Genomic DNA, 25840 nt, shown 5'->3' on the forward strand with positions numbered 1-25840 from the left:
GGCTCGCTGTGCCCCGTGACGCGCGGCGAGCCTGGCGCTTTAAGGAAAACCACCGAGCATGACTGCACGCACCTTGCGTATCTGGTTTCTGGTCCACAAATGGACCAGCCTGATCGCTACCGTTTTCCTGTTGTTGCTGTGCCTGACGGGGCTGCCACTGATCTTTCATGAAGAGATTGAGCACTACTTCGAGCCGCCGCCGCCCCTGCGCCCGCTGACCGCCGATACACCACCAATCGACTACGACACCGTCATTGCCAGTGCATTGGTGGCGCAGCCGGGGGAGGTCGTGCGTTTTGTCGGTTTCGATCCGGAAAGTCCGCTCGGTACGGTGTACACGGCAACGAGCATTATGCCGCCACCGATCGAGGGGCATTCGCAGTCGTTTGATACACGCACTGGCGAGTTATTTCCTGCGGTACCGCCAGACGATGGATTCATGAACCTTATGTTGCGCCTGCATACCGATTTATTCATGGGGTTGCCCGGTTATCTGTTTCTCGGTTTCATGGGACTGCTGTTGGTCGCGGCGCTGGTGTCCGGCGTGGTGGTGTACACACCGTTCATGCGCAAGCTGGACTTCGCCACCGTGCGCAACGGGCGCAGTTCACGCTTGAAGTGGCTGGACCTGCATAACGTGCTCGGCATCGTCACCCTCGCCTGGGTGTTGGTGGTGGGGCTGACAGGCGTGATCAATACGCTGGCATTGCCCATTTTCGACTTTTGGCAGAGTGACCAGTTGGCGCAGATGACCGCGCCCTACAAGGATGCGCCGCCGCTGGAGCGCCTCGGGTCGTTGCAAAAAGCGCTGGATACCGCGCGTAAGGCGGCGCCAGGCATGGAGCCCAGCTTCATCGCCTTTCCCGGTACTCAGTTCAGCAGCCAGCACCATTACGCAGTGTTCATGCGCGGCACCACGCCGCTCACTGCGCGATTGCTCAAGCCGGCCCTGGTGGATGCGAGTACCGGCGAGCTGACCGACATGCGTGAGATGCCGTTGTACGTGAAAACCTTGCTGGTTTCGCAGCCGCTGCATTTTGGTGATTACGGTGGTGTGCCGCTGAAGATCATCTGGACGCTGCTCGATCTCATCAGCATCGTCATCCTCGGCAGTGGGCTCTACCTGTGGCTGAGCCGTCGCAAGGTACCGTTGCAAAAACGCTTGGATGAATTGCATGCCAGCGGGCCGGAAATGGGGGGCCGATCATGAGGCGCGGACTGTGGATGATCTTTCGCTGGCCGCTGTTGCTCTTTGTTTTAAGCCTGTTCGGATTGCTCTCGGCGCTGATCGGTGACGGCGTCTATGACCTGCTTTCATGGCTCAGCCTGGGGGTGCCGTTGGGGCTGGTCGGGGTGGTTTGGCTGCGTTTGCGTTCAGCCAAACGATGATTGGCGCGATCCTCAGCGCCGTCATCAACAGCGTCAGCTGCCACTCGGTTGCAGGTCGATTTTCTCCCAGCGGCAACTCACCCACGGAGTTCGCCAGGGCATTGCATGCTCAGCGCCGCGACGAAGTCGTGAATGCCGCTGTACTGGGAAAGTCTTCCGCACATGGCCAAGCCCTCAACCTGAAACCTGAGCTTAGACGATGGTTTTCGGGTGAGACATCAGTTCGTTCAGCACACTGCGCAGCCTCTCGGCCTCGCGCGTGCTGAGTCGATCTGAAGTGGTGAGGTTGGCGATCTGCTTCCTCATCGCTGCAGCTTCGGCACCGCGCAGCCTGAGGTATCCGGCAAACTCTTCGTTCTTTGCCTGTGCTTCTGTCAGCATCGCGACCAGGCCGAAGATATCCGCCCGGGCCTTGCGCAGTTGCAGGTTCAGTGCCTGGATCTCGTTCTCGAGCAGCCGGGCATGTTGTTTGTGCATTTCGAGAGGCGTGGGGATGCCAAGCCACCCGCAGGTGTCTTCGTCGATATTCATAGGAGGTATTTCGAGTGCTGTATGTGTATACAGTATTCGAGATTGGGTGAAGTGGAATGCTTGAGGCGACGAACTGCAGGGTTACCCGACGATCAGTCGGGCGCGGGCCTCCCACTCTTTACTATTTACCGGCGGTGATACGCGCCATGAACTGACGCGTCAGGCTGGCGATCTGCTCGGTTTTTTCATCGAGCGCGAAATGCCCCGCGTCCAGAATATGAACCTCGGCCCCCGGCACATCATCCTTGTAGCGCATGGCTCCCGGCACAATGAACGACGGGTCGTATTTTCCCCACATGACCAACATCGGCGGTTGATTGTCTTTCAACCATTGCTGCCATTTTGGGTAAGAGGCCACGTTGTTCTGGTAGTCCAGCAACAACGCCGACTGTATCGCCCGCTGGCCCGGACGGGATAAGGCGGCAAACTCGTCCTCCCAGGCATCAGGGTTGTAACGCTCGGGATGAGGGCTGGTGCCCAGGTGGCGCTGCTTCGTGCCTTCGTACCCCGTGAACCCATCGACTTGTTCGGGATGTTCGGCGGGAGCCTTCCAGTACTTGGCGATGTTCGCCCATTTGGCACCCAGGCCTTCGTCATAGGCATTGGCGTTCTGGATGATGATGCCGTGCAGTTTTTGCGGCGCGTTGAGGATCATCCGAAAGCCTACCGGGCCGCCGTAGTCCTGCATAAACAGGGTGTATTCATGGATCTGCAATTGCGTGAGCAGCTTGCTCATGGTGTCGGCCAGATGGTCAAACGTGTAGGTGTAGGTCGCGGCCGAGGGCGCGTCGCTTCTGCCGAACCCGGGGTAGTCGGGTGCGATCACGTGATACCGGTCAGCAAGCAGCGGGATCAGCGAATCCCACATGCGCGAGGACGAAGGGTAGCCATGGAGCAGCACCAGGGTCGGCGCGTCCCTGGGGCCGGCCTCGCGATAAAAAACCCTCACGCCGTCCACGCTGGACCAATGATAGCCAGTGGACTCGCTGGTATAGGGGATGGAGGGCACCGGTTCGCTGGCGTGTGCCGGTGCGGTCATCGAAAGAGTGGTCATAAGTGCTCCCAGCGTGCAAAAGGTGGCGATGTTCATTGAGGCCCTGAGCTCTGATTTGCGCATTTCCCGGTGAAATGCAGCTGCGATCAGAGTGAACGCATCCGGGAACTCACACCATTGGCCCAATGACCATTTTTCATTAGAATCGGGCCAATCTCGATCAGGCCCGCCCTATGAAAAAAAGTGTGAAAGTTGCAGTCATCGCCTTTAACGGCATCAGCCCCTTTCACCTTTCTGTGCCGTGCCTCGTATTTGGTAAAGATCGCCGAGTGGGGGATTCGCCCTGGTTCGAATTGGTGGTGTGTGCGGGTGAAGAAGGGGCGCTGGTTACCAACGCCGGTTTCGCGATCCACTGTGACCATGGTTTGGACCAGGTTGCAGGAGCTGACATCGTCATCATTCCCAGCTGGCGGGACGTCACCGAAAGGCCGCCGAGCGCACTCCTCGAAACGCTTCAGGCAGCCCATGAACGGGGCGCGCTGGTGGTCGGCCTGTGCCTGGGGGCGTTCGTGCTTGCCCATGCGGGCCTGCTGTGCGACAAGCGGGCAACCACGCACTGGGCGTGGGCGGCGCATCTGGCGCGAGATTTCCCACGCATTGAAGTGGACCCCAAAGTGCTCTATGTCGAGGCGCAGCAAATCCTGACCTCTGCAGGCGTGGCCGCGGGGCTCGATTGCTGTATTCATATCGTCAGGCGGATCTACGGGCGGGGGGTTGCCAACGCGTTGGCGCGTCAGCTGCTGGTTTCCCCCCATCGCGACGGAGGCCAGGCCCAGTTCATCAGCCAGCCTGTTCCTCAAGGCGCAAGCGACCAGCGTCTCGGCCAGTTGCTGGACTGGCTTCGGGCAAACCTGGGACAACCGTTGTCAATCGATCAGGTGGCGACGAGGCTGGCGATGAGTCGACGCAGTTTCACCCGGCACTTCAAGCAACTGACCGGCTCGACGTTTGGCAAGTGGCTCACGAATGAGCGAATCAAGGCCGTCCAACTGCAACTTGAAACAACCGACCACAGCGTCGAGTCGATCGCTGACGCTTGCGGGTTTGGTACAAGCCTGTCGTTACGCCAGCACTTTTTCTCGATCGTGGGCGTGAGCCCCACAACCTACCGGAAGGCTTATCATCGATAGGGAGCTACCTGTAATTTCCGGTTCCGATACCCGTTCGCTGACGTGCAGCGACGGAGCGAAAACTGGCCAGTGACTCCTGCGGGTACAAGGCCGAAAAGCTCTCCAGGCAACCGCCTGCAAGTGAAAGCGATTTGGCCTCGGGCTGGCAGTTTCCTCCTGACTGACTAACCTTCTACGCAACGGCCATCCTTGTACAAGTGTCAAGGGTCCACCTCAGGGACCTGAACCGGCGCGCTGGGTTGGCAAGTCATAAGGAGAGCTTCATGAATGGACTTATCTCAAGAGTCTTACTGGCGTTGACGACACTGGCCTGGATGTCCGGCTCCCAGGCCGCGACCACTGTCACCGGTCAAATCAGTGCGTCGCTGATATTGATCAACAGTTGCCTGGTCAACGGCGTGGGAGGCACCACAGGCTTGAATTTCGGTGCGTTGAACTTTGGTACCGCCAACACCCTGTATACCGAGGCTGATGGGCAAGTGCTGGGCGGCGGCGGGGCGCCTTTGTCTATTCAATGCTCGGCGGGTACTTCGCCGGTATTGACCATCACGTCCGGCGCCAATGATGGCAAATCCACCGGTGGAACGCGTGCCCTGGCAGACGGTGCCGGCCACTTTGCGCCCTATGACATCTACACCGACGCCGCCCACACGCAAATTCTTGCCAACAACGGCACTATCAATCTCGCGGCCAGCACCGGGGTTGCGCAAACCGTGAATATTTACGGTAAATCCCCAGGTAAGGTGGGTTTGCCGGCCGGCACTTATACCGACACGATTGCGGTCACGCTGACGTTTTGAATATGAGGTATATCGCTTGCGGCAATCTTCAGATGCCAAGGGAAATGATTTATTTGCTGTTCCATTTTGAACTCCGTCTTCCATTTTTGAGCGGGAGACGGCATAGATTTATTGATTTTTAAATTGATCTCTACCTGTATCGCATTCACACCCCTAAAGACATCTACGGGATGACAGGAGTTGGATGATCAGGTGCATGCATCATGTTAATATCGCCACCCCTCGTGACCGAGGGGCCTCTGGCGGGCAGGCTGGTCGAGAGAAAATCCACTTGTTTCCTGAGATTTATAGCTTGATGTGCCATTTTTAACGTTCATGGCATGATTTCATGGGCGTTAATCAGCCGATATCCATTTTTCCATTTAAAGCTGCGCTTGCTATGGCAGCAGTTCAGAAACTATACGCCTCAAAAGGAAGAGTCATGGCCGTACCACGCATTATTTTCCCAATAGCCATTGCTGTTGTCGTGCTCGGAGCCGGCACGCTGATCTATCAGGGCCTCAACGGCACAAGCAGCTCGCTGAGCTGCGCAGATGATTTCTCGCAAGCCACGGTTATCGAGGGTGTTAAAGGTACAGTTGCCGGCGACACTACACTAGCCACCAGCCAGGCTGGTGAGTCTGGACATATTCCTTTTGCCAAGCCTTACCATTCGGTCTGGTGCAAATGGACTTCGCCAGAAGATGCAAGCTTCACATTTGATACCACAGGCTCAAAATTCGACACCGTGCTTGCCGTTTATAAAAGCACGAGCCTGAATTCGATGCCGGTGGCCGGCACGAACAATAACCAGTCGGAAAATGATGTAACCAGTGCTGTGACTTTTTCAGCCAAGAAGGGTGAAACCTATTCGATTGCCGTCGATGGGTTTGAAGGTGCTTACGGTAAGTACATCCTCAACTGGGCCAAGAAATAAGCGAACATGGCAGCTGTCGGCGGCCATTGGCTAAGGTGAAGGGGGACGACAATCCTCCACACCAGAAAACCCCGTAGATTAACGTCTACGGGGTTTTTTATTGTCTGCCGGTAAGTACGATGGGCGAAAAAACCGCAATCGCGGGCCTTCTCGCAGGGCAGCCCGACTTACTTGAACAAGCCGCCAATTGCGTTGATCGCATCCGCAGCCTTGTTCACGTTTTGCTGGCGCTGAGGGTTAGTGTCCACTTGTGCCTGGGTGTTGTAGGTGCTGTTGCTGCAGCTCTTGTTGGTTTGTGTCAGTGCTGCCTGGAACGCGGTCGCGCGCAACGTATCGCCCTTGGCATTGGCCGCATTGATATTGGTCTGCAGGTCGCGGATCTGTTGCTGGCAGGAGGCACTGTTGGCGTTGACGGTGTTGTTGCTGTTGCCGGCACCCCCCAAGGCAGATGACAGGGCACCGGCGAGGGCAGACAGGTCGGCGGCGTGGGCGGGCAAAGTGAACAGGCTGAACAGGGCGGCGGCTGGGGCGAGTTTGGAAAGACGCATGGCAAACCTCAATGTTTTATTGCCTGCGCATCTCCGGGGGCCCGAGCAGGCGCAGAACAATATCCGTATAGAGGTGAGCGCTCGGGTGGGGCGAAATATATTTGGTCAAATTTTGACCTTCAACCGTGAAACTCCATAAATGTGAGTTGTTTCACGTTGTTTGTCTGGCATTGACGACGTATCAAGGTGAGGGCACGAGCCCGAGTGATGCGCGATGCAAGCTGAAACGCCTGGGTGCTTCACTTGGCGCAACAAATACCCGATAGCTTCACCAGCAGTGTCAGCGCGACGATTGCCCAGCCAAAGTTGAGTGCGACAAACATCCATTCCGGCGGATTTGTACCCAGGGAAATCGTCGAGGTCACCGTCAAGAAAACCATCAAAAAACCAACCGGCACCCAGAACCAGAGGTGTTTCTGGCGCTGGCACACCTCTATGTGCAGTGGGCTATCTTCATGGAGCGTCATGTGTTGTCGGCCTCGGTAACCTGCTGCTTCCCTGCCGATGTTCAGCTCAAGAGCGCTATCCTGAGCAATGAGTCCAGGTGATGCAAGGCTCATTCGCCGTTAGTGTCAATATGAATGGACTCCGGTCCTGCGTATAAGCGTATGGTGGATGTTAAACACGGTTTGAGGTACCCACCATGGACGACAAGCTCGGCGCCCGCCTGAAAGAAGAACGCAAGGTCCTTGGGCTTTCCCAGCAGGAGTTTGGTGCGATTGGCGGTGTCGCCGCCAATGCCCAGGTGCATTACGAAAGTGGAGTGCGGCTGCCCAAGTCCGATTACCTGATTGCCCTGCGGCGCAAGGGGGTAGACGTGATTTACGTGCTGACGGGGGAGAGGGCGGCGATCAACCAGGACGACCTGAGTGAAAAGGAGACATCGATTATCAACCAATACCGCACGCTGGACTGCCTGGATCAGGAGGCGATTGCGCAAATCACTTCGTCGCTGTCCGCTGATTAATGGCACAGGGCAAGGAACCGCTTGGTGTATAGCTGGCAGTGCATGTGCGCTATTACTGTTTGTTGAATGCCCGGGCCTGATGAAGTGTATGCCCGTATCTCCCGGTAGCTGTACGGGGCGAATACCGACGCAACGTTCTACTGTCTTGGCCACAGTACTTCGTTCGGATGTTGCCCATGTTCATGTCTTCAAGCCTGTTGTCAGCCTTTGCGCTGTTCGCCTTTGTCTCCTCGATTACGCCCGGCCCCAATAACACCATGTTGCTGGCGTCCGGGGTGAACTTCGGTTTTATTCGCTCGATCCCCCATGCACTGGGGATCAGCATTGGCTTCATGTTGTTGGTGATCGCCGTGGGCCTGGGCCTGGGCGAAGTGTTCAAGGCGTTGCCGTGGGCCTACACCGTATTGCGTTATGTGGGGGCGGCGTATTTGCTGTACCTCGCCTGGAAAATCGCAACGTCCAGCGCGATGTCCGATGACACCGATAACAAGCGCAAACCCATGACGTTTCTCGGCGCGGCGGCCTTCCAGTGGGTCAACCCCAAGGCCTGGGTCATGGCGCTGGGCGCGATCACCACCTACACGCCTGCCGAGGGTTATGTCACCAACGTGCTGTTGATTGCTGCGGTGTTTGCCTTGGTAAACCTGCCCAGCGTTTGCGTATGGGCCGGCTGCGGCAGCGGCTTGCGCAATGTACTGCGCGAGCCACGCTGGTTGCGGATGTTCAACTGGTCGATGGCGGGGCTGTTGGTGCTGTCGTTGTATCCGATGTTTTTTGCCGGCTGACACGCCCTCTGACCTCCAGCGGGTTGCGTCAGCAGGCCATGGATCCTAGACCGGTGAGATGGTGGCCAGCAGACCAATTGCGATGGTCAGCGCAAGAAAACCGAACAGGAAAAATGCCATCTTAGCCATAAGGCCTCCGAAATGAACGGGCCGGCAGGACGGTTCCTGCCGGGCTCCACGGGCGTGTCGGGAGTGGGAGTATTGTCAGGGCAGGGCGGTTTTCGATACAGGGGCAGATGCAGTAGAAAAAAGCGTATCAGATGGGCCGGGGCGCCGCAGGAGCAGGAAAGCCGGGGATGATCATTTTGGGGTATCAGGGAATAAACAGCGGCTCAGTAACTTGTGGGCGGGACTGCTGAAGGAACTAACCTTTTGCGTGGAGTATCGTATCCACGATTTTCGTGGGAGGTTGAAGGCGAACTGCGTCGTGCGTGGCTATTCTCAAGCGGCGCTGGGAGGGTTCCTTGAAGTGATTTCATCGGGGCGAGTAGGCAAATGGGCAAGACATTGGCTGCGCTGTCGTTTTTGATGACCCTGGTTTGGGTTTCAGTGGTTATTGCGGTAATGACTTATTTTTCCTGATGCAGGTGGGGCACGGGTGCGGCACCTGGTGAAGCGGTCGGTATCGCCATTGCCCACTCCCGCCTGCAAAATCTGTAGATGACTGATCTGGCGAGCTTTTTTGTTTGCCAGGGCGCCGCTTGATTGTTTGAAAAAGCCCGCGCCCGACCTTGCATCGAGGGGGCTGGATCTATATATTCCCTAGCCTGCTGCAACGCTCAAGGGCTTTTAACGCTGCTTGGCCTGCTGCATAGCGCTACCGCCCGAATGGCGAAACTGGTAGACGCATGGGACTTAAAATCCCCCGCTCGTAAGGGCGTGCCGGTTCGATTCCGGCTTCGGGCACCATAATATTCAAGGGTTTGCGGGGTTTTAGGACCTGGCTGGCTCTTTGTGTTTTTCCGCAATATTCTTCTCCTTTCCGCAATTCACTTCGTCGGCGTAACTTTTTTGCCGATACGTTTGCGGATGTAGTTCTCTGTCATCACCACGGTCGTGTGTCCAAGCTGATCTCTGGCTTGCAGAATATCTCCGCTTGATTCCGCCTTATCGGTACCAGCTTTTGCGCGCAGGTCCCGCATCTGAAAGTCTGCCTTTTTTACGCCGGCAGCTTCTCTCGCAGCATCAAATCTCCCCCGTAACATACTGCTGGTCATGGGCTGCCCGTTGTCCATAACGATGAGTTTGCTGGACCGGATTTTATGACTGTCTTTCCTGGCCAGTATTCGGTCGATCACAACCTTCAACTCCCCAACGATTTCAATTCGTCGCTTGGCCTTGGTTTTTCCCTGCTGCACAGCAAGGCGATCCTCCCTGATATCGCGCTCATCCATTTTTAGGGTGTCAGCGATACGCTGACCTGTCAGGTAGAACAGATCGAGCGCGTCTTTTAGCGGCTGGTCTGCGTGCAAATACACCATCGCGAGCATTTCATCTTCGACGTAGATGTCACGTCCGCTTTCCTTATTGCCTTTAACACCGGCGCAGGGATTGGCCAAGGACGTGTAGCCGCTGGTCCTGGCGAAGTTCCAGATCGAGCTGAGCAATGCTTTCTCGCGATTTGCACGAACAGGTGCGGTCTTTCCTCGATGTCTCAAGTACTGAGCAACGTGCTGGGGCTCAATAGCTTCCAACGGGGCCGGAGGGTCATTGAAAAAGGCAAGTAGCTGCTTCAGCTCTCTGGCGTTGTCTTTCTGCGTCGCCGGCGCTTTAGTTGGAACAACTTCCAGCATGTATTTTTCAGCGACATAGGCGAAAGTCAGTACATCCTGCGCCATGGCCTGGGATACACGGCTTTTTTCGAGCTTTGCATACTCCAAAATTGCCAGCCCGTAGTCCTTGCCCAATGGTATTTCTTTGCGTGGTGTCCCGCCTGTGTCGTAAAGGTAATACGTCGTGTCGCCACGCTTCCTTTCGCGTAGCCGGGGAATGCTCCCAGGCCGGGTTGGTTTTCGTCCCATCTACCCCACCAGCCGCGGTTGCCATTTCGGTTTTTCCATCACGCCGGCAGCCTCGCCAGTGAGTGCAGATGCGATGACGCAAGGCCACCCGCTGCGTTTGATGGTGTGGCGAATGCCGTTTCTTTTGAGAACTTGCACCTGGCCTGCTTTCGTTTTCGCGCCGGTAAGCGTGCAAACCTCTTCATGCGACAGGAAGTGAATACCGTCCATAACTACCTCCCGCCGGCCGCCGTGGGCCGGGCTGTCTTGATGATGTGAATGACCAGGCTGAAGGTGATCAGCATCCAGCCGCAGGTGCCGGCGAAGGCGTAGAGGATGTCGGCCGTTTCGCCGTCGGCCAGAAGGCGTGGGCCGAGCCAAAAGAACCAGCAGCCGCTGCCGACCAGGTACAGCAAAGCGCCCAGCAGGATCAGGGTGAGTTTGATTGCGAACATGTGGTGTCCTTGCCGCGCTGGGCGGCAGAAGGTGGGTTAGGGTTATGCTCTTTCGCAGAGGTCCAGGCCGATCTGGCTTACGCGATCGACACAGGCGGGGTTAAGCCAGATGCATTCGGTTCGGTTGGCGGTGCCGCGCCCTGCGCTGATGCGGGCGGATGTGCTGTAGCTGGCCCAGCCGGGTAGCAGCTCCGCGTACAGGTCACTCGGGTAACCCGATAGCACGACCATTCCTTCTAGCTCGAGCAAAACGCCGAGTAGATCTCGATGTGCGGCGTCATCCATCTCGTGTCTGTAGTACCGTCCGCTCGACGCGCCCTTGTACCTGGTGTCATGCACATAGGGCGGGTCGACGTAGTGCAATGTCTGCGGCCCGTCATGCGCCTTGATCACCTCGATCGCGGGGCGGTTTTCGATTAGGACGCCGCTCAGCCTCTGGCCAACCTCGGCGAGCTGCTCTGGATAAGTTGCCCAAAGTGATTGCGCGGTGCCGTACTGGCGTTTGGTATCGATGCGAAAGCCGGTGGCGCCCTTGGTGGCACCGGCGGAGCCGAAGCCCATTTGCGCCCTGATGATTGTTCGTCTTGCACGCTCGATCGGCTCGGTGCTCGGTTCCCAAGACAGTTCGAACTCTTCGCGGGAATAGGGCGTGAATACCAGGCTCTCAACAAGTCCCGATCGCGAATCCTGATCCTGCAAAACCCTAAACAGATTCACGATGTCGCCATCGAGGTCGTTGTACACCTCGGCATACGACCGAGGCTTTTGCATCAGCACGCCAGCGGCGCCGCCGAACGACTCTACGTAGCAGGTGTGCGGTGGGAAGTGTTGCAACACCCACGGCGCAAGCCGGAACTTGGCGCCGTGGTACCGGATGACCGGGGCGGTGATGGTCATAAATATTTTCCAGGCGTGCGCCCGCCGCTCACCGGCAGGCATGTAGGGGAATGGAGTAATGGCTCTTTGCTCGGGTTTCTCAACCCTTTGGATGGGTGTACAACAGGTGTTCAAGTCGTTGCGACTGTGGGAGGACGCGTGTCACACAACCTCGATGTGCCGATCGCTCATGAGTACCGAGGTCACACGGTATTCCTCAAGTTCGTCTGGAAAAGACCTAACGATCGGGTGCCTGCATCCGCGACAATCATCGAGCCCGCGAACACGCACGGAATGGGTGAAGTCGCGGCTGAGCTGGCAGGGCCGTGGGCCGATTACCCGGCCGCCCTGGACGAAGCAATGTCAGCGGCAGAGCGCTGGGTTGATAGTCAGCTTCCGTAACGTCGTCCGCCAGTCACCGCGGGTGGCGATCATGGCGTCACCCGCTTGAACTCGACCACCCAGACCCACGGGTTGGCGTTCCAGCTGTGCGGTGATGCCTGGTATGCAGCTGCTCCCTTCGGGAATGATCCGCCGGCAACATGGCACCAGAGCGACTCGAACGACTCCTTAGGAGTGCGTACGCAGAACGTGCCGTCGCCGCTAAGGTGGTAGTTACGCCAGAACTGATGTGAGCCTTCCGTGGTTTTCGGTACCGGGATTATTCCCTCGGCCTGCGCCTGCTCGTCGCTGATGTCCTGCAGCCGCTCGCCGCGAACGGCGGTGACCTCCAGCAGAATGCGGCTGTCACGGCGTAACATGTGGATGCCCGGTTTCCAAGGGCCTCCGTAGTCCGTGCGGTTGTCGCACTCGCGGTACACAACCCACTCCTGGTCAGGCGCCTGGGCTACCCGGATGCGCGCCCAGGTCTCGCGCACCCAAAGCCGGTCGCCGGGCTTGCCGTAGGGGCAGCAGTCATTGACGAAGTGCTTGGTCACAGGTTTGCCGTAACCGTCCTGGCCGTAGTTGGAGCCGCCTACGCAGAAATTGCCACTGGCGTCGATATGTGGCTGAACCTTGATTGCCCGCCGCGTGACCGTCTTACGGCCTTCCAGGATGGCGCGCACCATCGGCGCCGAGAACAGGATGGGGCGTTCCTTTATTTCAGGCATGACTTCGTCCTAGGCCGCAATTCGGTTATGCGGCTGTGTGTATGTGGATTGATGTGGGTATGCGAGAATATCTGGCGTTATAAAAGACAAGGAACAGTGCTGTGAAATGGTCTGAAATGCTCAGTGTTGCGAGCTCAATCGCGACATTGACAGGGGTATCGCTTGTTTGGCTCAGCACGCAACAGGCGCTGCAGAACGTTTCCATTCTGAAAATGATGTTCCAAGGGGTTGTTGGTTTAATAGCCTCTCTCGTTACGATCGGATTATTTTTTCTCTTGGTAAGCGGATTCGTAGCTGTCCTAAATGATTGCAAGCAAAAGGACGTTGTTTACGTATGGACTTTTGGGCTGGCTCTATGGATCGCTGGGGGCGCTGCTGTAATCTGGTTTGTGTGGGGCGTAGCCGTTTTTCTCTGGTCGATCAACTAATTTGTTCTCGTTGCCAGATCATGGGCATTCACAACCGTCATGCCGAGGCGTTCGGCGATCAGGACTTCCAGGCGGGCACCCTTTGAATGCTCCCAGCCGGGCAGGGTGGCCACGGTGTCGCAGTCCATCAGGGCTGCAATGTCGCGGCGCATGCAGTCATTTCAGGTGCCGCCGTCGGCGTTGAGCTCGGCGGGGTTGGTGACGGTGTGGCCGCCGGCGCGCAGGTTGGTCGTCATTGCGTGGAAGGCGGCGAAGTTGAGGCCGGGCAGGCCGGTCATGGGGCCGCTCAGGTAGATGCGCTTCATGCTGCCTCCGCGATGGGTTGGCGAAACACTGGAAGGGCGCTGGCCTGTTCGCGTACAGCCTTCATGCCTTCCGCGTCGTAACCCCAAATGTTGCTGTCGTCGAACCGCTCAGGCCCGAGGTAACCAGGGTGCATTGGCTCCCCGGTGCGGATGTAGTCCCGGAACCCCTCAACGAGCGAACGAAGCGTGCCGCCATGGCTGAAGCCTCGCCACCGGCCACCCCAGGTTGTTTTGTGCGTGAAGATCCGCCGCGCGCTGTAGTCGTCAATGAACCAGACCTTGCCGCGCTGATCCACTTCCATGCTGGCGTAGCGATCAGCGGCCTGGTTGAAGAAGAAGCGCCGGCCGTGAGTGCCGATGATCCGGATCACCTGATTCACCTGCTCGGCTCGCTGTTGTTTCAGGGTGAGTTTGTTTTCTGTAGGCATGGGGAGTCCTTACCGGGCCATGCCCGGGTGATGTAGGAATATTTTATAAGGTGTTTACTTCAGATATGATTTCCGTCCCGACAGAGGACGTCCGATGAACCGATCCGATTTTGAAGCCGCTATCTCCCAGTTCAAACAGGGACACCGCCCCTGGACGTTTGTAAAGCCTGATTGGCATCTCGTTGCGGCCGATGGCGAAATTTATCCGTTGAAATACATCTATGCGATGGCCAGAGGTATTGATCCAGTTGAAACACATACTGATATGGCACAAGTTGCGGCTCTCGATGCGGGATACGAACTAACTAATTTAAAGAACTCTCAAAGCAAATCCCCGTTGCGTCGCCCCCCTAATTACTGGTGGGTCATCCACAAGCGTACATATAAGCTGGAGATACAGAGGGGGTTTATCTGGTCTCCAAAAACTAATAGGGACGGAGGCCGCAGTGAAGCTTATGAGAGTATGAAAAAGATTCGCAGAGGTGACGTAGTCATTTCCTACTCTAATACCAAGGTGCGAGCGATAGGTATTGCCAGAGGGGACTATACAGAGGCTCCAATTCCCGATGGTTACGAAAGTGAATCAGATTACTGGGATACGTTGGGTTGGCAGGTACCTATCCAGTGGGCACTATTGTCGGACGCCATTCGGCCAAAGCAATACTTAGATAGAATTGTGCCGCTGCTTCCAACGAAATACTCTCCCTTGCGGGATACAGGGGATGGAAACCAAGGGCGCTATTTGTCATCCATCTCAGAAGAGCTTGGTCTCGTGATACTGGATATTTCAAAAAATAAAAGTCCAGAGTCATTCAAATCTTTACCCATTCCTATCGAGCTCGAAGAGGAGATTGATCGACGAGTTGAGGATCGGCAGGAGAGCGCCATTAGTAATAACTCGGAACTACTAGAAACTGAAAAAAAGCAGCTTATTAACGCTCGCATAGGTCAGGGTAAGTTTCGGTCAAACACTTACGCTGTCGAGCCGAAATGTCGACTCACTGACGTCTCTGATTTGGATTTTTTAAATGCAAGCCACATTAAGCCCTGGAAGGACTGCAGCAATCAAGAGCGCCTGGACGGGAGCAATGGACTAATGCTTGCTCCACATGTTGATAGGCTTTTTGATCGCGGCTGGATATCGTTCGAGGACAATGGTGACGTGATTGTATCGAAACGTGCCATGCCAGTTTTCAGGGCTTGGGGTCTAAGTGAAACGAAAAATACCGGTGAATTTACTGCGCCTCAGCGCGTTTTTTTGTCATATCACCGTCGAGTTTTACTTAAAAGCTGATTGCTTTCGAATGGCGGTATTTGTTGATATGGGGTATTACGGGTGACCGGCATGGAGCCGAATAAAGGGGGTCGAGTTGGATACTAGTGGATGGGCTAACGTAATTTCTGTTGCTGCTTTTTTTGTTTCCGTTGCCGCTGGGGTGTTTGCTTGGAAATCTTCTAGTGAGGCGAGGATTGCAAACAAAATAGGCCTGCACCTGTATCAGCGTGAGTTATTAGAAGGGTTCTTGTCATCGCTTCGGCACTTGGAGCTTAAGCGGAGATATATTGATCGCGAAACCATTATTGTTTTCGAGTCTCAGGCTAGAACAGCGGGGCTATACGTTAGTAAAAACTTGGCAGCGCTAATAGGAAATTATTACGATAACTGTCTCAGTATAATCAGTTTGGAGGAGTCTTTCATAAACTATGCTGAGACATTGCGTCAGGCAGAGAGTGAGTACAAATCGATTTATGCTGGCGATGCGGCTAAATTAAAAGTGGAGAGTGCTAAAACTGCTTGCAATGGCGTGACTCAAGAGTTGGATAGGATGGTGGAAAGTACGCGAACGTTAGGCCAGCAAACAAGCGAAAAAATTATTGACGAAGCGAAGATACTATAAGAATAAAAAATTCTAGTTTTATTTTCTCCACTCCAGACTCTCTAAAACTTTTAAGTTGTCGCGGACGCTTTTCTGTTGTGAGAGTCTCAGGCCGTGACACCATGGCGAATAGGGCTGAACGATTGGGTCGGGTCAGGTCGCTTTGCGCTGGCCCAACACCTTCTGCCGCGCCGCTTCAAATTCGCTGCCGAGAATCTCGGTGGCGCCTTCAATCTGCTCGGCGTCATTTTCGAGCCGAATGCCCAAGTTCAAATAGACCGCGCCGTCCAGTTCGAAGAATACGCCGCCGCTCATCCATAAGGCGCCCGGGTTCAGGCCGATCGCCTCCCAGGCTTCGTCCATGTCGATGCTGGCCGGGCAATGCTCCTTCCACAGTGCCGACAGACGCTCATGCTCGGCGACCTGGGCGGCGCGTGCTTCCTTCGGCGATCCTTTCGCGTGCTTGGCGCTGGAGCGGAGCGAGCGGTACCCGTATTGGTCGGGGCGGCACCAGTGCACGTCCAGCTCGCGGCTATCACTGATTTTCACGCCGCCGACGTAGCTCCGATTGCCTGACCGCATCGGCGAGGCCGCACAACCAAACACCTGGCCAAGCTTGGCGCGCTGGGCGTCCCACTCTTTGCGTTTAGCCTCCCAGGCGATTACCGCGGCAACCACGGCCGGGGCAGTGGTCTTGTACATGTAGTTGCTCATGGATGATCTCCAGTCAGGCGCCGCCATCCGTGACCGGATGCGGAAGTGAATGTGAATGTGAATGTGAATGGTAGATTTTTGTATGCTGGCTATGCGACATTGCTCAACTTGGATCATGTCGCATGGAGCTGAAAATGAAGGTTTTTGTAAGCTGGTCTGGTCAGCGCAGTAAGGCAGTAGCTGAGTTAATTAGCGATTGGATAAAATGTGTTCTTCAGGCCTCCCATCCTTGGATATCCACTCGAGATATCGATAAAGGGGCTATTTGGTTCTCGGAAATATCCGATCAATTGAAGGACACGGCTGCAGGAATAGTCTGCTTAACGCACGAAAATAAAGATAAGCCATGGATTCTTTTTGAAACAGGTGCTTTGGCTAAAGGCTTGAACACTAATCGTGTGTGTACTTTTTTGATTGACCTTCTACCGAGTGATATAGAAGATCCTTTGGCGCAGTTTAATCATACGCAGCCAGACAAAACGAGTATGTGGGGGTTGATATGCTCTCTAAATGGATGCTTAGAAACTCAGAGATTAGAGGAAAAGATATTGCGGCAGGTATTTGATACTTACTGGCCTCAGTTCGAGCAGAAATTCGCCAAAGCCTTAAAGGACACGCCGCCAACTGAAGTGGCTGAACCGAGGAGCGAAGAAAGCATCCTTACGGAAATTCTTAAACATACACGTTCGCTCAGTAGTCGAGTGAGGGGGATTGAGGATCGATTCGAGTTTGATAAAGCACATGTTTCGTCAGGTGCATTTAGTTCGGATGCTATGTTTATGTCGAAAAATGGTGTTCTAGTAGATACTGATCCCTTAATTGATGCTTTGTTGGCGAGTGAGCAATCTCCCCTTGTTGTCGTTTCCGAGTTGGAGAAGCGCGGATACCCTCAAGAGTGGATTAAGGAACAGCTATTTAAGCGAGGTATTATTGTTAGCGAAAGAAGTCCATCGACTACATCTCTTGGAAAGAAAGGAAAGCTTTTCTCCTAATGTACGTAACGAGTGTAGATTTTGGCTGAATGAAATTTCATCGCATATTTAATCTGGATGAATAGTTTAATCGTCCGGATCACGCTTCAGCTCAGCCAAACTCTCATCTCGAAACATCCGCGCCACCTTTTCGCTAATAACGATCTCGTGGGGCGGATAACATAAGAAGGCCGCAAGCTCGTCATCGGTCATCAAGTCCATCTTCATGATGGCGATCTGCAGGACCTCGCTGATGATTGGCACCTGTCCTCGCAGCCGGATACGTTCCATGGCCTGCTCGATGCCGGGTCTGACCTTGTGTCGCAATTCCTTCTCGGCGACCGCCAGGCGCTTCTGCGCAGCCTTGGCCGACCGTTCCTGTACTGATTTGGCCATGTCCTACCTCTTCTATTCCGCTGGCCGGCAGTGCGAGCCAGGTTTGACGTTTGCGTTGCTGGGTGCGGGCTATGCGGCGCATCGAGTGGCCCTCCGGACCAGCTTTGGATAGTCGATCCCGTGCGCCGCGATGATCCGCTCGAATGCTTGTTGCCGATCGCCAGCTTCCCGCAGCACTGCCGGCGGGAGATCCCCAGCTCCTTGAAGGCCTTGATGCGCTCGGCGAACTTCGCGTCGCGCTCCTTATCGACCGTGTTGTGCACCAAGTTCCGGGCGCCGCCTCTCGTTGGCGCCTTGAACGTGATGTCGTACCGGGCGGCGTAGTTGTAGATGAGCCGACGGCTGACACCGAGTGCAGCAGCTACTTCGGTTTGGGTGTGCGTAACGCCGAGTTGACGTATTTGCTCAGCCAGCTTGAGTCGCTCCTGGGTGCGGATGTCGTCCTTATCGAGGGGCAGGGGAGCCGCTTCAACCCGACGCCGAACAAACGGCTTCGGCGCCGGCGGCATCTGGTTGCTGTAGGTGATGGGCTTCGGTTTGTAGCCGACGGGCGCCGCTTCTTCGATCTGGCCGCCGCTGGCCAGGAACTGGGCGACCTGGGCCGCCAGTTCATCCGAGGCCGGGCGTAGCGCCTCGACCAGGCTGAGGTAGTTGCTGATCATGAGGGCCTCACTTAATGCGGATTGAACTGTCGCCTCGCTCCAGGTGAGCCCAGGCTGGTTCGGGTAAAAGTTCGTGCTCCGCATCCTCACCGGCCGCCATACGCTTTCTTACGGCTGCGTTGTGATCTCGGATTTCCTTGAGCTTGGTCGCGATAGCACGCTTGTCGGGAGAGAACACGGTTTTGGTGTCGATGAAGTCATCCGGGATATCGTCTTCTTTATCGACGATGACCTTTTCGGGCGCCAAAGCCAGAGTGATCGTGAACAACGGTCGCCTGATCGTCTTGATATCGGAGGCCTCCATGTTATTGCGCAAGTACTCGTCGAGCTTGCCTACGGTATTCTTCCGGATGCGCTTGAGCTCATTCAGCCGGTCGACTTCTTTGTCTATTGCGTCGATGTCGCCTTGGATGTTCCGACTCAGCATGACGACGCTCTCAGCCTTATCGCCGAACTCGCCCTGGATCTCCTCCATGGCGTACTGCAGAGCCTCCTTCAACCCCTCGTGGTCGGTGTCAGCCATTGCTTGAAGTTCGGCCAGCTTGCCGGTGAGTGTGTAGAGCTGGGTCATGCTGCAGCCTCCTTATCGGCATCGGTGATTCGCTTCCATTCCAGCGAGATACGCTCGGCGCCCTTGGTGTCCTTGCGCAGAGTGAGTTTGCGTACCGCAACGTCATGGATCTTTTTCAGCTCTTGGGGGGACTGGGCTCCGGCCATCGTGTCGATAACCGATTTGATGTAGTCTAGGCGCTCCTGCTGCTGGCGAGCCCTTTCGGCCTCCTGGTCTTCGGCGTGTTCAATCAGCTCTTCGTCCTTCAGTTGATTGACGTACTCCGCGTCGTCAAACATCCCCAGGAACACGTCGGCGCTGAAGCCGAGCATAGATAGCGATTTCTTGATGGCATCGGTCAGCGATTTCTTCGGCGCCTCGCCATCGGTTGTCGTACCGAACTTCGATTTGTAGAGGTAGCGAGTGCAGCCGTACTGCTCGATCTCGCCGCGCTTGCCGTCCAGCTCGAACCAGAAGCGAATCTTGATGGTGTGGTTGAGCTCTCGACCCAGTACGAGGCGTTTGTCGCCTTCGCCGCTGGCCATTTCTGAGCCTTCGTCGAAGCGCTCCTCCATGACTGACCACCCAAACCCGATGCCGACAGGCCCGAATATCTCCGTGGCTTTCATGATCATCGCCGTGCCGTTCAGGCTGGTGATCTTCTGTCCGCCAACCTCGGCAGCTTTGGTGTAGCGGGTGTCGGTCGTGCTGACCTTTTCCCAGATGTGCATGTTTGTCGACATGGGGAATCCTTGCCGCGATGCTCGCAGCGATTGAAGGTGTTGGTTATTGAGTGATTCGGTCAGCGAGGGCGCTGAGCAACATCAGGAAGGTGAAGAGGGCGAGGACAGGGAAGGAACCGCGCCAGATGAGTAGGCGCCGGGTGCGCTGGTGGGTGGTCACGGCCGAACCCTCACCGCGATCCGCCCGCCCTTCATGGTTGCTGCAAGGCGCTTCGGCAAGGTGGCCACGGCACGCTCACGCGGCTGGCCGATCACTTCATTGAAGGGGAGGCCGAAGCCCAGCATGATCAGCTTTGACTCAACGTCGTCGAGCTGCTCGTCGATCAGCGATTTAACTGGTGCGGTGGTCATGCAGCCTCCTTGCGGTGCCTGGTGATTTTCAGCAGGCGCTGGCAATAGTGGTTGAATTCTTCGACGGTGATCGCGTCGCCGGTGAGCATGTTGGTGATCATCCGCACCACCACCGCCTGGGCGCCGGGCTCGCTGGCGGGATGCTGCAGGGCCTCCAGCGCCTCATCGATCAGGATGTGCGGGCTCATAGATCAGTATCCACGTCGTCTTCGCGCTCTTCCCGTTCCGCTGCTACCGCGTCTTCGGCGTAGGGTCTCAGCAGCGCCACAGCGATCTTCTCGACCGCCTCAATCGGACGCTGCTGGCCCAGCAAGTCGGCAGCGTGGGCGCGGGCATCGCTCTGGCTGCCGAGCATTGCCGACAGCAGCAGGCGGGCAAACGAATCGCGCTGGTCCAGACCGTCGATCTGGCGCTGGTTCAGGTGGCCCTGCAGAACAGTGCAGAACCGATCGAACGTCACCACTTGGGACTGGCCGTAGCGGCGCTTCCACTTGATGTCGACGCCGCACACCAGGCGCTCTGCGGAATGCTCAAGCCAGTCAGTCACCTCGTCGCCCTCGCTGACCTCTGGAGGCAACTGAGCGTCGTAACGCTCCTGGCAAATATTGAATGCTGCGTTCATGGTCGCCTCCAAGGTGGCGGGTTGTTCACCTGTATTCGTCAACACTCATGCCTCCCGCTGGTTGCCGATGGGCGCGGGGGAGGAGTGCTGACGGGTAGAGGTGGGAATCCGAAAAATCGGATTGATATGAGAGGACAGGGAGTCCTCAATGCATTGCTGTAGGAATGGTGGAGCTGAGGCCCTGTTCAGAGCAGTCAGCCACCACTAGGGGAGGTGCGATTACTGGTGAATGCTGGTCTTGCTAATGGCAATCCAAGAAATAGCGAATATGCCAGCAACAAATATCACCGGACTGCCGAAAACTTTGTAGTAAAGCCAAAGATCAAATGGCGTGGAAAAAGCGACCGCAACGTTCAACACAGCCATAGTTGCGAGAAGCAACGCCAGTGAAAGTGCACACATGCGCCATTGTGGTTTTGACAGATTTAAACGTTTTCCAAAAATGCATTGAAGTAGATTGAGCTTGAATCCGGCTTCAGCGATAACTACTACCAGAGCTAATGATCCGTACAAAATTGTAGGCTTAATCAATATGACGAATGAGCTCGGCAGTAGGAGTTTTCCAAGCAGTACACCAAATACCAAACCGAAAATTTGGAACAATAGAAACGCGCGCCACAAAAGCGCAAAGGACAGACTCAGCCAATTTTTTGTCACACTCATTCTACGAGACCTTAAGGTGTTCATCATGTAGCGGCGGTATGCCGTTTCACGTTTAGGATTTCAGTTCTAAGCTACTAGATTGTATTGGCTCCATAAAGTACGAAAATTTTGTCATGCAGGTGACCGGGCATTTAACGACAGGCTATCGTGGCGCTGGTTGTCAGGCTGCGGCCGGGATCACCACCAATACGGTGTTGGCCATCGTTCCTGCTTGCTTGAATGAGGCTTCTGGAAGAGTTTCGATACTCCCGCCGCGCTGCTCTACGATCCCGCGAAAGTCCCGGGTCAGAGCGTCATCGCGGAAGGTCACACCGGAAGGCATGATCGCCACCAGTCGGCCGCCGGGCTTCAGGAACTTCAGTGCGTGAACAACGTGGTGAATATCACTGCGCTTTTTGTCGAAGGGCGGGTTCATCAGCACTCGGTCATAGATGGGTTTAGGCTCGACCTGCAAGAAGTCGCCAGGTTCGGAAACACCCGACAGCGGCAGCTTCAGTTCGATCAGCGCTCTGTGGTTGTCCGGCAGTAATTCGTGCATGTCGACCATTACGCCTACCGCTGCGGAGTTGGCGGCCACCGCCAGTGCGCCACGCCCGGCGCTCGGCTCCAGCACCAACATCCCGTCGCTGATCATTGCGAGGTCCGCCGCCTGTTTTGCAACGTGTGGCGGAGTGGGGAAGAAGCCGAAGTCCTGAGGAACAGTAACCTCGCCGGTCATCAGGATGTTTTCGATTGCGTCGGCGGCGTCACCGGCAAACAAGTGCGCTTTTGCCTTGGTGTTCCACTTGCCGCCCGCAGCCTTCAGAGTTTTGTCGAGGCGCTGATACAGACTCTTATCGAGCTGCCCGGCGGTGATGAACAGCTTGTTGTCTTCGGTGCGCGAAGCGCTGAGCAGCGCCATCACTTCGTTATCGACTTTCATGTGTGACTCCCGGTTGTTTTCCCAATGCACCCGTCACCAGGTGCATCAGTGAAAATGTCCGTCATGCAGCAGTCAGTGCCTGTTGCGCACGCAGTTCAGTCACCGCCTCGCGTGGCATGCAGCCATCTGAATACAAATCGAAAAGGTCGCTTTCTTCCTGCGAGCCCTCAGCGACGTAATGCCCGAGCACATTTCCTGCCCTGTTCAGCCAGTCGCGATAAGCCAGTGCAGACGAGTCTTCGCGGCATTCCTCAGCCGCCATGGTTCCCATGTTGAACATCGTGTTGCCCTCCGTTGATTTCCAATGCCGCCTCATAGAAGCGGCATCAGTAAATCTGTGGCGCCGTGACCCGCTACTGGCGTCGGTCTCCGGCTTGAATCAAATGTTCTTCCAGCCGCGGGCCTTTCGGCTTGTTCTCCCGCTGGATAACTGTTCTTGGCGCTTTACGCTGCACGCCCGGGTCAGTTGCCAACCCTCTGAACCGTTTAGGCCGGTTCATCGCTGCCTTTGAATCTGGGCCGGTGGTGATCCGGCAAGGGGTAAAACCAAAGAGCGGCGGGTTGTGAGGCCCTTCGCAGTCCCTCGTAAGTCGCTGCGATGGGTGAACATTAGGCACTCCTTCTTTTATCGTCAATAGGTATGCCTAATTAATTTTTCAGGAACACAAAAAAGCCCGCGCTAAGGCGGGCTCATTTTTTGAGGTGGACGGCGGTCTAGGCCGCCTTCTCAAGGCCGATTATGTATCTCGCGCCCTGCTCAGGGGTTGGGACTGTCGAAAACGTGAATTTGTGTTTCTCGGTCAAGTCCTGGGCCATAACCAATTTTTCCTGGAGAAAGCGAATATTACTTTTGTCTGCAGATCTTTCGATAGCTTCCTCACTGGGAACAGCCAGCAGAATGTGTGGCTTTTGGTTGTGCTCGATCAAGGCATCATTACCCCTGAGCTGGTCAAGACGACAAACGCGAGAGAAGAACGCCTCGAACTGCTGCTGCAGGTTACGCCCCGGGCCCATGCTGCACATGTTTATCGCCAGGTTTGAAGAAAAGTAGTCACAGTAGACAGATGCCTGAGTGCTCCTGATTGTGACCGGCACCGGCACGTGAAACCGATCAGAAAGCTCAGGGGCAAGCACAACCATTGCTTTTCTCATGCTGGTAACAAGTCGATTTTGTTCGGACTTTTTCGCCTGTGTTCGGAAGGCCTCAGTCATAGCGCTAAGGCTTGCGGAAGCCCTCAAGGCTTGCTTTGCGATTTCTTCGACGCTGTCGCCCTGGCCCTCTTCAACGGGGCCCAGAGTGACTCCAGCTACTGGAGGAAGCCACGACACAAAGTCCCCAGTCTTCTGTAGGTGATCCAAAAGGCTGGCCGATGCAGTTCGAGCGATCCCCATGAGACTCATGCCGTGCACGCCAAAAACGGCAGTCATGACATCATCTGAAAGCGCTGAGATGATACGGGGCTTGGTGCCTGGCTCGCCGAGAATCGCAACCGCGACGGTAAGCAATTCGCCAGACATGGCAATTGGTTCAACTCGAACAGGCGCCCAGAATGCTGTCAATTCGGGGAACTCTGGGAATTGCTCGACGATATCGTTGCGTAGCCCATATCGGGCAAGCCAATCTTCTGACATATCTGCTCAACCGCGTGGGAGATTCTGGACTCGATCCAAACGTAGAGGTCGCGAAGCGCCTCTTCACTGATCATACGTTGTAGTCCAGCCTCGATGAAAAGACCTTCGACTTTACCTACCAATGGCGTAAAGCTTTTATTTGCTTTCTTGCGGAGGGCGTACCGAGCTATGTCATCAACCCCAAGGGTTGCGCCATAATCCGAACGCTCAAGCAGCCAATTGATAATGTCGATCTCGGGTGAGGGTAGGCCAAGATCAGCCCACGTCGATCCACCAAAGCTTTGAGCGTGATCAATCGCCCAATGTTCATTTCCATCATAAATCATCTGGCCAAGATGACGATCACCATTCGCGATCAGCTGGTCGAAGGCGGCAACGAGATCAATATTCTTGAGCGCAGTGTGTAGTTGGGAGAAGTTGCCCAATCGCGCGAACGAGTGACCAGCAACTGCAGCGGTGCCAAATCCAAACATTCGAGATTCAATCGGAATGGGTGGCTTCGCGCGAGGATCAATCAGAACCAGGTATGGATCTGGGACCTTGACCCCCAAAGCCTTTCCGATAACGGAAGAGACCAGCTCGGCCTGAAGCTGTGCTCGGTTGTGGCAAACCTTCACGAAGGCCCGGAGGCTCGCCACGGCCTTATCTGGCCGAATATCCCCTACGAGTAGAGCCAGGTTATCCCTTCCCTCATCCAGATACAGCTTGCTCCCCCGCTGAAGGATTGCATATTGGATTCCTTTCACTTCCTCGAAAGCTCCGTAAGCAAATCGTTAATAAGGTTCCATGCGCGATCATCTATTTCACCGCGCTCTGCCAGACCAACCATTCGACTGATGACGGCTTGGGATTTTGGGGACGCTTTGTTTTTTGCAGACTTGAGCTGATCAAGAAGCGCGGAAAACTCGGCCTCATCGACCCCAATTTGCTCACTACTTCCGTCCAAATCACCTTTTTCAGCCGCTTTACGCATCAGACCTCTTCCGGTGGCCAGCCACATTGGCGACACCTTCAGATATTCAGCGGCCAACAGGAGATTTTGCCCCTCAATGGTCTTTGTTTTCCCTGAGATCCAGTCATTTACCGACGGCGCACGTATCCCACAGGCTCGCGCGAGTGCCGCCTGGGAGATTTTTGGCGGCCCAGCCATAACCTTTTTTAAGCGTTCTTGAAGTGTACTCATTAGGCGAGCCTAACACTGAGCATCTAAGGTATCCCTATTGACCTGAATGAAAGGTATGCCTAATATCTGTACCTATGCGAATAGCCGGAGAAATCAGGCATGAACCCCAATGAAATTATCGACGCTCTGGGCGGCACTTTCCGTGTTGCCGAGTTGTGTGAAGTGCGCCCCCCATCGGTGAGCGATTGGAGGAAATACGGCATCCCTAGGGCGCGAATGATGTTTCTGCGTGTAGCCAGGCCCGAGGTTTTTAAGGCGCTGGAAGCAGATGACTCAAAAAAAAACGCCGCGTGACATCCCTGTCCGCCATCCATGTACAGATGATCGTCTCTGCGCCCGCAGGGCGCCACGTAAAGAATTTCGAGGTGTTACATGCAGGAATTGATGAAGGCGATCTATGACGTGGTGGACGACCACGGGGCAGGGCGGATTGCAGAGGGTGCCAGCTTCTCTTCGAAGACACTGCTTTCCCAGAAAGCGAACCCGGACTACGACAGCCACAAGCTGAACGTCCAGGAGTTGCACCGGATTATGAAGTTCACTCAGGACTTCCGCCCACTGAAGGCATGGGCTGAGGCTTTTGGCTTCGACTTGGTGCCGAAGGAAAAGCCCGAGGGCATCAACCTCAACACAGCACTGCTGCGCCTGCACGCCGACCTGGCCGATGTGACCCGCCTTGCGTTCGACGCCCAGGCCGATGGTCGCGTTTGCTCTCGCGAGAAATCCGAACTGCTCAAGGAGGCTGAGGAAGTGATCGTCAGCCTGGAAGTGTTCAAGCAGTCCGTGAAGGCGGCCTGAATTACAGACACAAAAAAGCCACCGGACGAGGG

The 25840-nt window shown here is 55.6% G+C and carries 37 protein-coding genes, 1 tRNA gene and 2 pseudogenes; 15 read left to right on the plus strand and 25 right to left on the minus strand.

Features of this window, described 5'->3' with window-relative positions; all coding sequences use genetic code 11:
* The first annotated feature begins 58 nt into the window (after positions 1-58).
* Both HX786_RS00580 and HX786_RS00585 read left to right on the plus strand, forming a co-directional pair.
* On the plus strand, positions 59-1210 hold the full coding sequence (locus HX786_RS00580; protein WP_177044639.1) for a PepSY domain-containing protein: 1152 nt from the start codon (positions 59-61) through the stop codon (positions 1208-1210).
* Positions 1207-1389, plus strand: coding sequence for a hypothetical protein (locus tag HX786_RS00585; protein WP_023658797.1), 183 nt, complete (start codon positions 1207-1209; stop codon positions 1387-1389). The genes HX786_RS00580 and HX786_RS00585 overlap by 4 nt, the downstream gene beginning before the upstream one ends.
* Positions 1390-1414: 25 nt before the next feature.
* Here HX786_RS00585 and HX786_RS31780 read toward each other — a convergent pair.
* The 3 genes and pseudogenes from HX786_RS31780 to HX786_RS00595 form a co-directional block, all read right to left on the minus strand.
* A pseudogene (locus HX786_RS31780) lies at positions 1415-1553 on the minus strand (DUF159 family protein); the annotation flags it as partial.
* Between the two features lie 28 nt (positions 1554-1581).
* Positions 1582-1920: a hypothetical protein gene (locus HX786_RS00590; protein WP_178911540.1), complete on the minus strand. Its 339-nt coding sequence runs from the start codon at positions 1918-1920 to the stop codon at positions 1582-1584.
* Between the two features lie 121 nt (positions 1921-2041).
* Positions 2042-2974: an alpha/beta fold hydrolase gene (locus HX786_RS00595; RefSeq protein WP_256734767.1), complete on the minus strand. Its 933-nt coding sequence runs from the start codon at positions 2972-2974 to the stop codon at positions 2042-2044.
* A gap of 173 nt (positions 2975-3147) precedes the next feature.
* On the opposite strand from HX786_RS00595, the gene HX786_RS00600 reads away from it, so the two are divergent.
* From HX786_RS00600 to HX786_RS00610, 3 genes are all read left to right on the plus strand, one after another.
* On the plus strand, positions 3148-4104 hold the full coding sequence (locus tag HX786_RS00600; protein ID WP_218647688.1) for a GlxA family transcriptional regulator: 957 nt from the start codon (positions 3148-3150) through the stop codon (positions 4102-4104).
* Between the two features lie 263 nt (positions 4105-4367).
* Positions 4368-4904, plus strand: coding sequence for a spore coat protein U domain-containing protein (locus HX786_RS00605; protein ID WP_178911541.1), 537 nt, complete (start codon positions 4368-4370; stop codon positions 4902-4904).
* 421 nt (positions 4905-5325) lie between these two features.
* Positions 5326-5820 (plus strand): hypothetical protein, encoded by a 495-nt coding sequence (locus HX786_RS00610; RefSeq protein ID WP_087693941.1) that lies wholly within the window; start codon positions 5326-5328, stop codon positions 5818-5820.
* Between the two features lie 167 nt (positions 5821-5987).
* Here HX786_RS00610 and HX786_RS00615 read toward each other — a convergent pair whose 3' ends face one another.
* Together HX786_RS00615 and HX786_RS00620 are read right to left on the minus strand one after the other, a co-directional pair.
* Complete coding sequence (locus HX786_RS00615; protein ID WP_178911542.1) at positions 5988-6368, minus strand: DUF1090 family protein; 381 nt, start codon at positions 6366-6368, stop codon at positions 5988-5990.
* A gap of 239 nt (positions 6369-6607) precedes the next feature.
* Positions 6608-6928, minus strand: coding sequence for a hypothetical protein (locus HX786_RS00620; protein WP_178911543.1), 321 nt, complete (start codon positions 6926-6928; stop codon positions 6608-6610).
* Positions 6929-7011: 83 nt separating this feature from the next.
* Here HX786_RS00620 and HX786_RS00625 point away from each other — a divergent pair, with 83 nt between their 5' ends.
* From HX786_RS00625 to HX786_RS00635, 3 genes are all read left to right on the plus strand, one after another.
* Positions 7012-7335, plus strand: a complete 324-nt coding sequence (locus tag HX786_RS00625) for a helix-turn-helix domain-containing protein (RefSeq protein ID WP_177028201.1) — start codon at positions 7012-7014, stop codon at positions 7333-7335.
* Positions 7336-7511: 176 nt separating this feature from the next.
* Positions 7512-8120, plus strand: coding sequence for a LysE family translocator (locus HX786_RS00630; RefSeq protein WP_178911544.1), 609 nt, complete (start codon positions 7512-7514; stop codon positions 8118-8120).
* A gap of 822 nt (positions 8121-8942) precedes the next feature.
* Positions 8943-9029, plus strand: a tRNA-Leu gene (locus HX786_RS00635).
* An 80-nt stretch (positions 9030-9109) separates the two neighbouring features.
* Here HX786_RS00635 and xerC read toward each other — a convergent pair.
* The 5 genes from xerC to HX786_RS00660 all read right to left on the minus strand — a co-directional run bounded on the left by xerC (position 9110) and on the right by HX786_RS00660 (position 12563).
* Positions 9110-10141, minus strand: a complete 1032-nt coding sequence (gene xerC / locus HX786_RS00640) for a tyrosine recombinase XerC (protein ID WP_102368912.1) — start codon at positions 10139-10141, stop codon at positions 9110-9112.
* Complete coding sequence (locus HX786_RS00645; RefSeq protein WP_177021937.1) at positions 10142-10351, minus strand: DUF4224 domain-containing protein; 210 nt, start codon at positions 10349-10351, stop codon at positions 10142-10144. It abuts the gene before it with no gap.
* A 2-nt stretch (positions 10352-10353) separates the two neighbouring features.
* Positions 10354-10575, minus strand: a complete 222-nt coding sequence (locus HX786_RS00650; protein ID WP_178911545.1) for a hypothetical protein — start codon at positions 10573-10575, stop codon at positions 10354-10356.
* Positions 10576-10617: 42 nt separating this feature from the next.
* Entirely contained in the window at positions 10618-11472 is an 855-nt protein-coding gene (locus HX786_RS00655; protein WP_178911546.1) for a DNA adenine methylase, read from the minus strand.
* Between the two features lie 410 nt (positions 11473-11882).
* The gene (locus tag HX786_RS00660) at positions 11883-12563 is read right to left on the minus strand and encodes a hypothetical protein (protein ID WP_178911547.1); all 681 of its coding nucleotides are present in this window, start codon (positions 12561-12563) and stop codon (positions 11883-11885) included.
* Positions 12564-12664: 101 nt separating this feature from the next.
* Here HX786_RS00660 and HX786_RS00665 point away from each other — a divergent pair, with 101 nt between their 5' ends.
* A complete protein-coding gene (locus HX786_RS00665; protein ID WP_178911548.1) occupies positions 12665-12991 on the plus strand; it encodes a hypothetical protein in 327 nt (108 codons plus the stop codon).
* Here HX786_RS00665 and HX786_RS00670 read toward each other — a convergent pair.
* Positions 12988-13296 (minus strand): annotated as a pseudogene (locus HX786_RS00670) (DUF4406 domain-containing protein). The gene HX786_RS00665 and the pseudogene HX786_RS00670 overlap by 4 nt on opposite strands.
* Complete coding sequence (locus HX786_RS00675) at positions 13293-13724, minus strand: hypothetical protein (protein ID WP_178911549.1); 432 nt, start codon at positions 13722-13724, stop codon at positions 13293-13295. Before HX786_RS00675 ends, HX786_RS00670 begins: the two are co-directional and overlap by 4 nt.
* 94 nt (positions 13725-13818) lie before the next feature.
* Here HX786_RS00675 and HX786_RS00680 point away from each other — a divergent pair, with 94 nt between their 5' ends.
* Together HX786_RS00680 and HX786_RS00685 are read left to right on the plus strand one after the other, a co-directional pair.
* Complete coding sequence (locus HX786_RS00680) at positions 13819-15018, plus strand: HNH endonuclease (protein WP_178911550.1); 1200 nt, start codon at positions 13819-13821, stop codon at positions 15016-15018.
* Positions 15019-15094: 76 nt separating this feature from the next.
* On the plus strand, positions 15095-15622 hold the full coding sequence (locus tag HX786_RS00685) for a hypothetical protein (RefSeq protein WP_178911551.1): 528 nt from the start codon (positions 15095-15097) through the stop codon (positions 15620-15622).
* 132 nt (positions 15623-15754) lie between these two features.
* Here the strand turns inward: HX786_RS00685 and HX786_RS00690 are convergent, their stop codons facing one another.
* On the minus strand, positions 15755-16315 hold the full coding sequence (locus tag HX786_RS00690; protein WP_178911552.1) for a hypothetical protein: 561 nt from the start codon (positions 16313-16315) through the stop codon (positions 15755-15757).
* 134 nt (positions 16316-16449) lie between these two features.
* Between HX786_RS00690 and HX786_RS00695 the strand changes: the two genes are divergently transcribed.
* Entirely contained in the window at positions 16450-17307 is an 858-nt protein-coding gene (locus HX786_RS00695) for a TIR domain-containing protein (protein WP_178911553.1), read from the plus strand.
* Positions 17308-17373: 66 nt separating this feature from the next.
* Here the strand turns inward: HX786_RS00695 and HX786_RS00700 are convergent, their stop codons facing one another.
* Entirely contained in the window at positions 17374-17682 is a 309-nt protein-coding gene (locus HX786_RS00700) for a hypothetical protein (RefSeq protein WP_178911554.1), read from the minus strand.
* A 143-nt stretch (positions 17683-17825) separates the two neighbouring features.
* Between HX786_RS00700 and HX786_RS00705 the strand changes: the two genes are divergently transcribed.
* The gene (locus HX786_RS00705) at positions 17826-18311 is read left to right on the plus strand and encodes a hypothetical protein (RefSeq protein ID WP_178911555.1); all 486 of its coding nucleotides are present in this window, start codon (positions 17826-17828) and stop codon (positions 18309-18311) included.
* Positions 18312-18351: 40 nt separating this feature from the next.
* Here HX786_RS00705 and HX786_RS00710 read toward each other — a convergent pair whose 3' ends face one another.
* The 11 genes from HX786_RS00710 to HX786_RS31785 form a co-directional block, all read right to left on the minus strand.
* Positions 18352-18915, minus strand: coding sequence for a siphovirus Gp157 family protein (locus tag HX786_RS00710; RefSeq protein ID WP_178911556.1), 564 nt, complete (start codon positions 18913-18915; stop codon positions 18352-18354).
* Positions 18912-19637: a hypothetical protein gene (locus tag HX786_RS00715; protein WP_178911557.1), complete on the minus strand. Its 726-nt coding sequence runs from the start codon at positions 19635-19637 to the stop codon at positions 18912-18914. Before HX786_RS00715 ends, HX786_RS00710 begins: the two co-directional genes overlap by 4 nt.
* A gap of 156 nt (positions 19638-19793) precedes the next feature.
* The gene (locus HX786_RS00720) at positions 19794-19988 is read right to left on the minus strand and encodes a hypothetical protein (RefSeq protein ID WP_124378401.1); all 195 of its coding nucleotides are present in this window, start codon (positions 19986-19988) and stop codon (positions 19794-19796) included.
* Positions 19985-20176, minus strand: coding sequence for a hypothetical protein (locus HX786_RS00725; RefSeq protein WP_178911558.1), 192 nt, complete (start codon positions 20174-20176; stop codon positions 19985-19987). The genes HX786_RS00720 and HX786_RS00725 overlap by 4 nt, the downstream gene beginning before the upstream one ends.
* Complete coding sequence (locus tag HX786_RS00730) at positions 20173-20610, minus strand: hypothetical protein (RefSeq protein WP_178911559.1); 438 nt, start codon at positions 20608-20610, stop codon at positions 20173-20175. Before HX786_RS00730 ends, HX786_RS00725 begins: the two co-directional genes overlap by 4 nt.
* A 219-nt stretch (positions 20611-20829) precedes the next feature.
* Positions 20830-21273 carry a septation protein IspZ gene (locus tag HX786_RS00735; RefSeq protein WP_178911560.1) on the minus strand — a complete coding sequence of 148 codons (444 nt, stop codon included), beginning with the start codon at positions 21271-21273 and terminating at the stop codon, positions 20830-20832.
* Positions 21274-21433: 160 nt separating this feature from the next.
* A complete protein-coding gene (locus HX786_RS00740) occupies positions 21434-22195 on the minus strand; it encodes an SAM-dependent methyltransferase (protein ID WP_178911561.1) in 762 nt (253 codons plus the stop codon).
* Between the two features lie 61 nt (positions 22196-22256).
* Positions 22257-22475 (minus strand): hypothetical protein, encoded by a 219-nt coding sequence (locus HX786_RS00745; protein ID WP_178911562.1) that lies wholly within the window; start codon positions 22473-22475, stop codon positions 22257-22259.
* 434 nt (positions 22476-22909) lie between these two features.
* Positions 22910-23827, minus strand: a complete 918-nt coding sequence (locus HX786_RS00750; RefSeq protein WP_178911563.1) for a hypothetical protein — start codon at positions 23825-23827, stop codon at positions 22910-22912.
* Positions 23752-24573: a HipA family kinase gene (locus HX786_RS00755; RefSeq protein WP_178911564.1), complete on the minus strand. Its 822-nt coding sequence runs from the start codon at positions 24571-24573 to the stop codon at positions 23752-23754. Before HX786_RS00755 ends, HX786_RS00750 begins: the two co-directional genes overlap by 76 nt.
* A complete protein-coding gene (locus HX786_RS31785; RefSeq protein ID WP_256734768.1) occupies positions 24570-25010 on the minus strand; it encodes a helix-turn-helix domain-containing protein in 441 nt (146 codons plus the stop codon). The genes HX786_RS00755 and HX786_RS31785 overlap by 4 nt, the downstream gene beginning before the upstream one ends.
* Before the next feature lie 99 nt (positions 25011-25109).
* Here HX786_RS31785 and HX786_RS00765 point away from each other — a divergent pair, with 99 nt between their 5' ends.
* Positions 25110-25304 (plus strand): hypothetical protein, encoded by a 195-nt coding sequence (locus HX786_RS00765; RefSeq protein WP_178911565.1) that lies wholly within the window; start codon positions 25110-25112, stop codon positions 25302-25304.
* Between the two features lie 90 nt (positions 25305-25394).
* Positions 25395-25808 carry a phage regulatory CII family protein gene (locus tag HX786_RS00770; protein ID WP_256734769.1) on the plus strand — a complete coding sequence of 138 codons (414 nt, stop codon included), beginning with the start codon at positions 25395-25397 and terminating at the stop codon, positions 25806-25808.
* Positions 25809-25840 lie beyond the last annotated feature (32 nt).

The sequence above is a fragment of the Pseudomonas sp. 21615526 genome, assembly GCF_013386245.1.
Lineage (GTDB): Bacteria > Pseudomonadota > Gammaproteobacteria > Pseudomonadales > Pseudomonadaceae > Aquipseudomonas.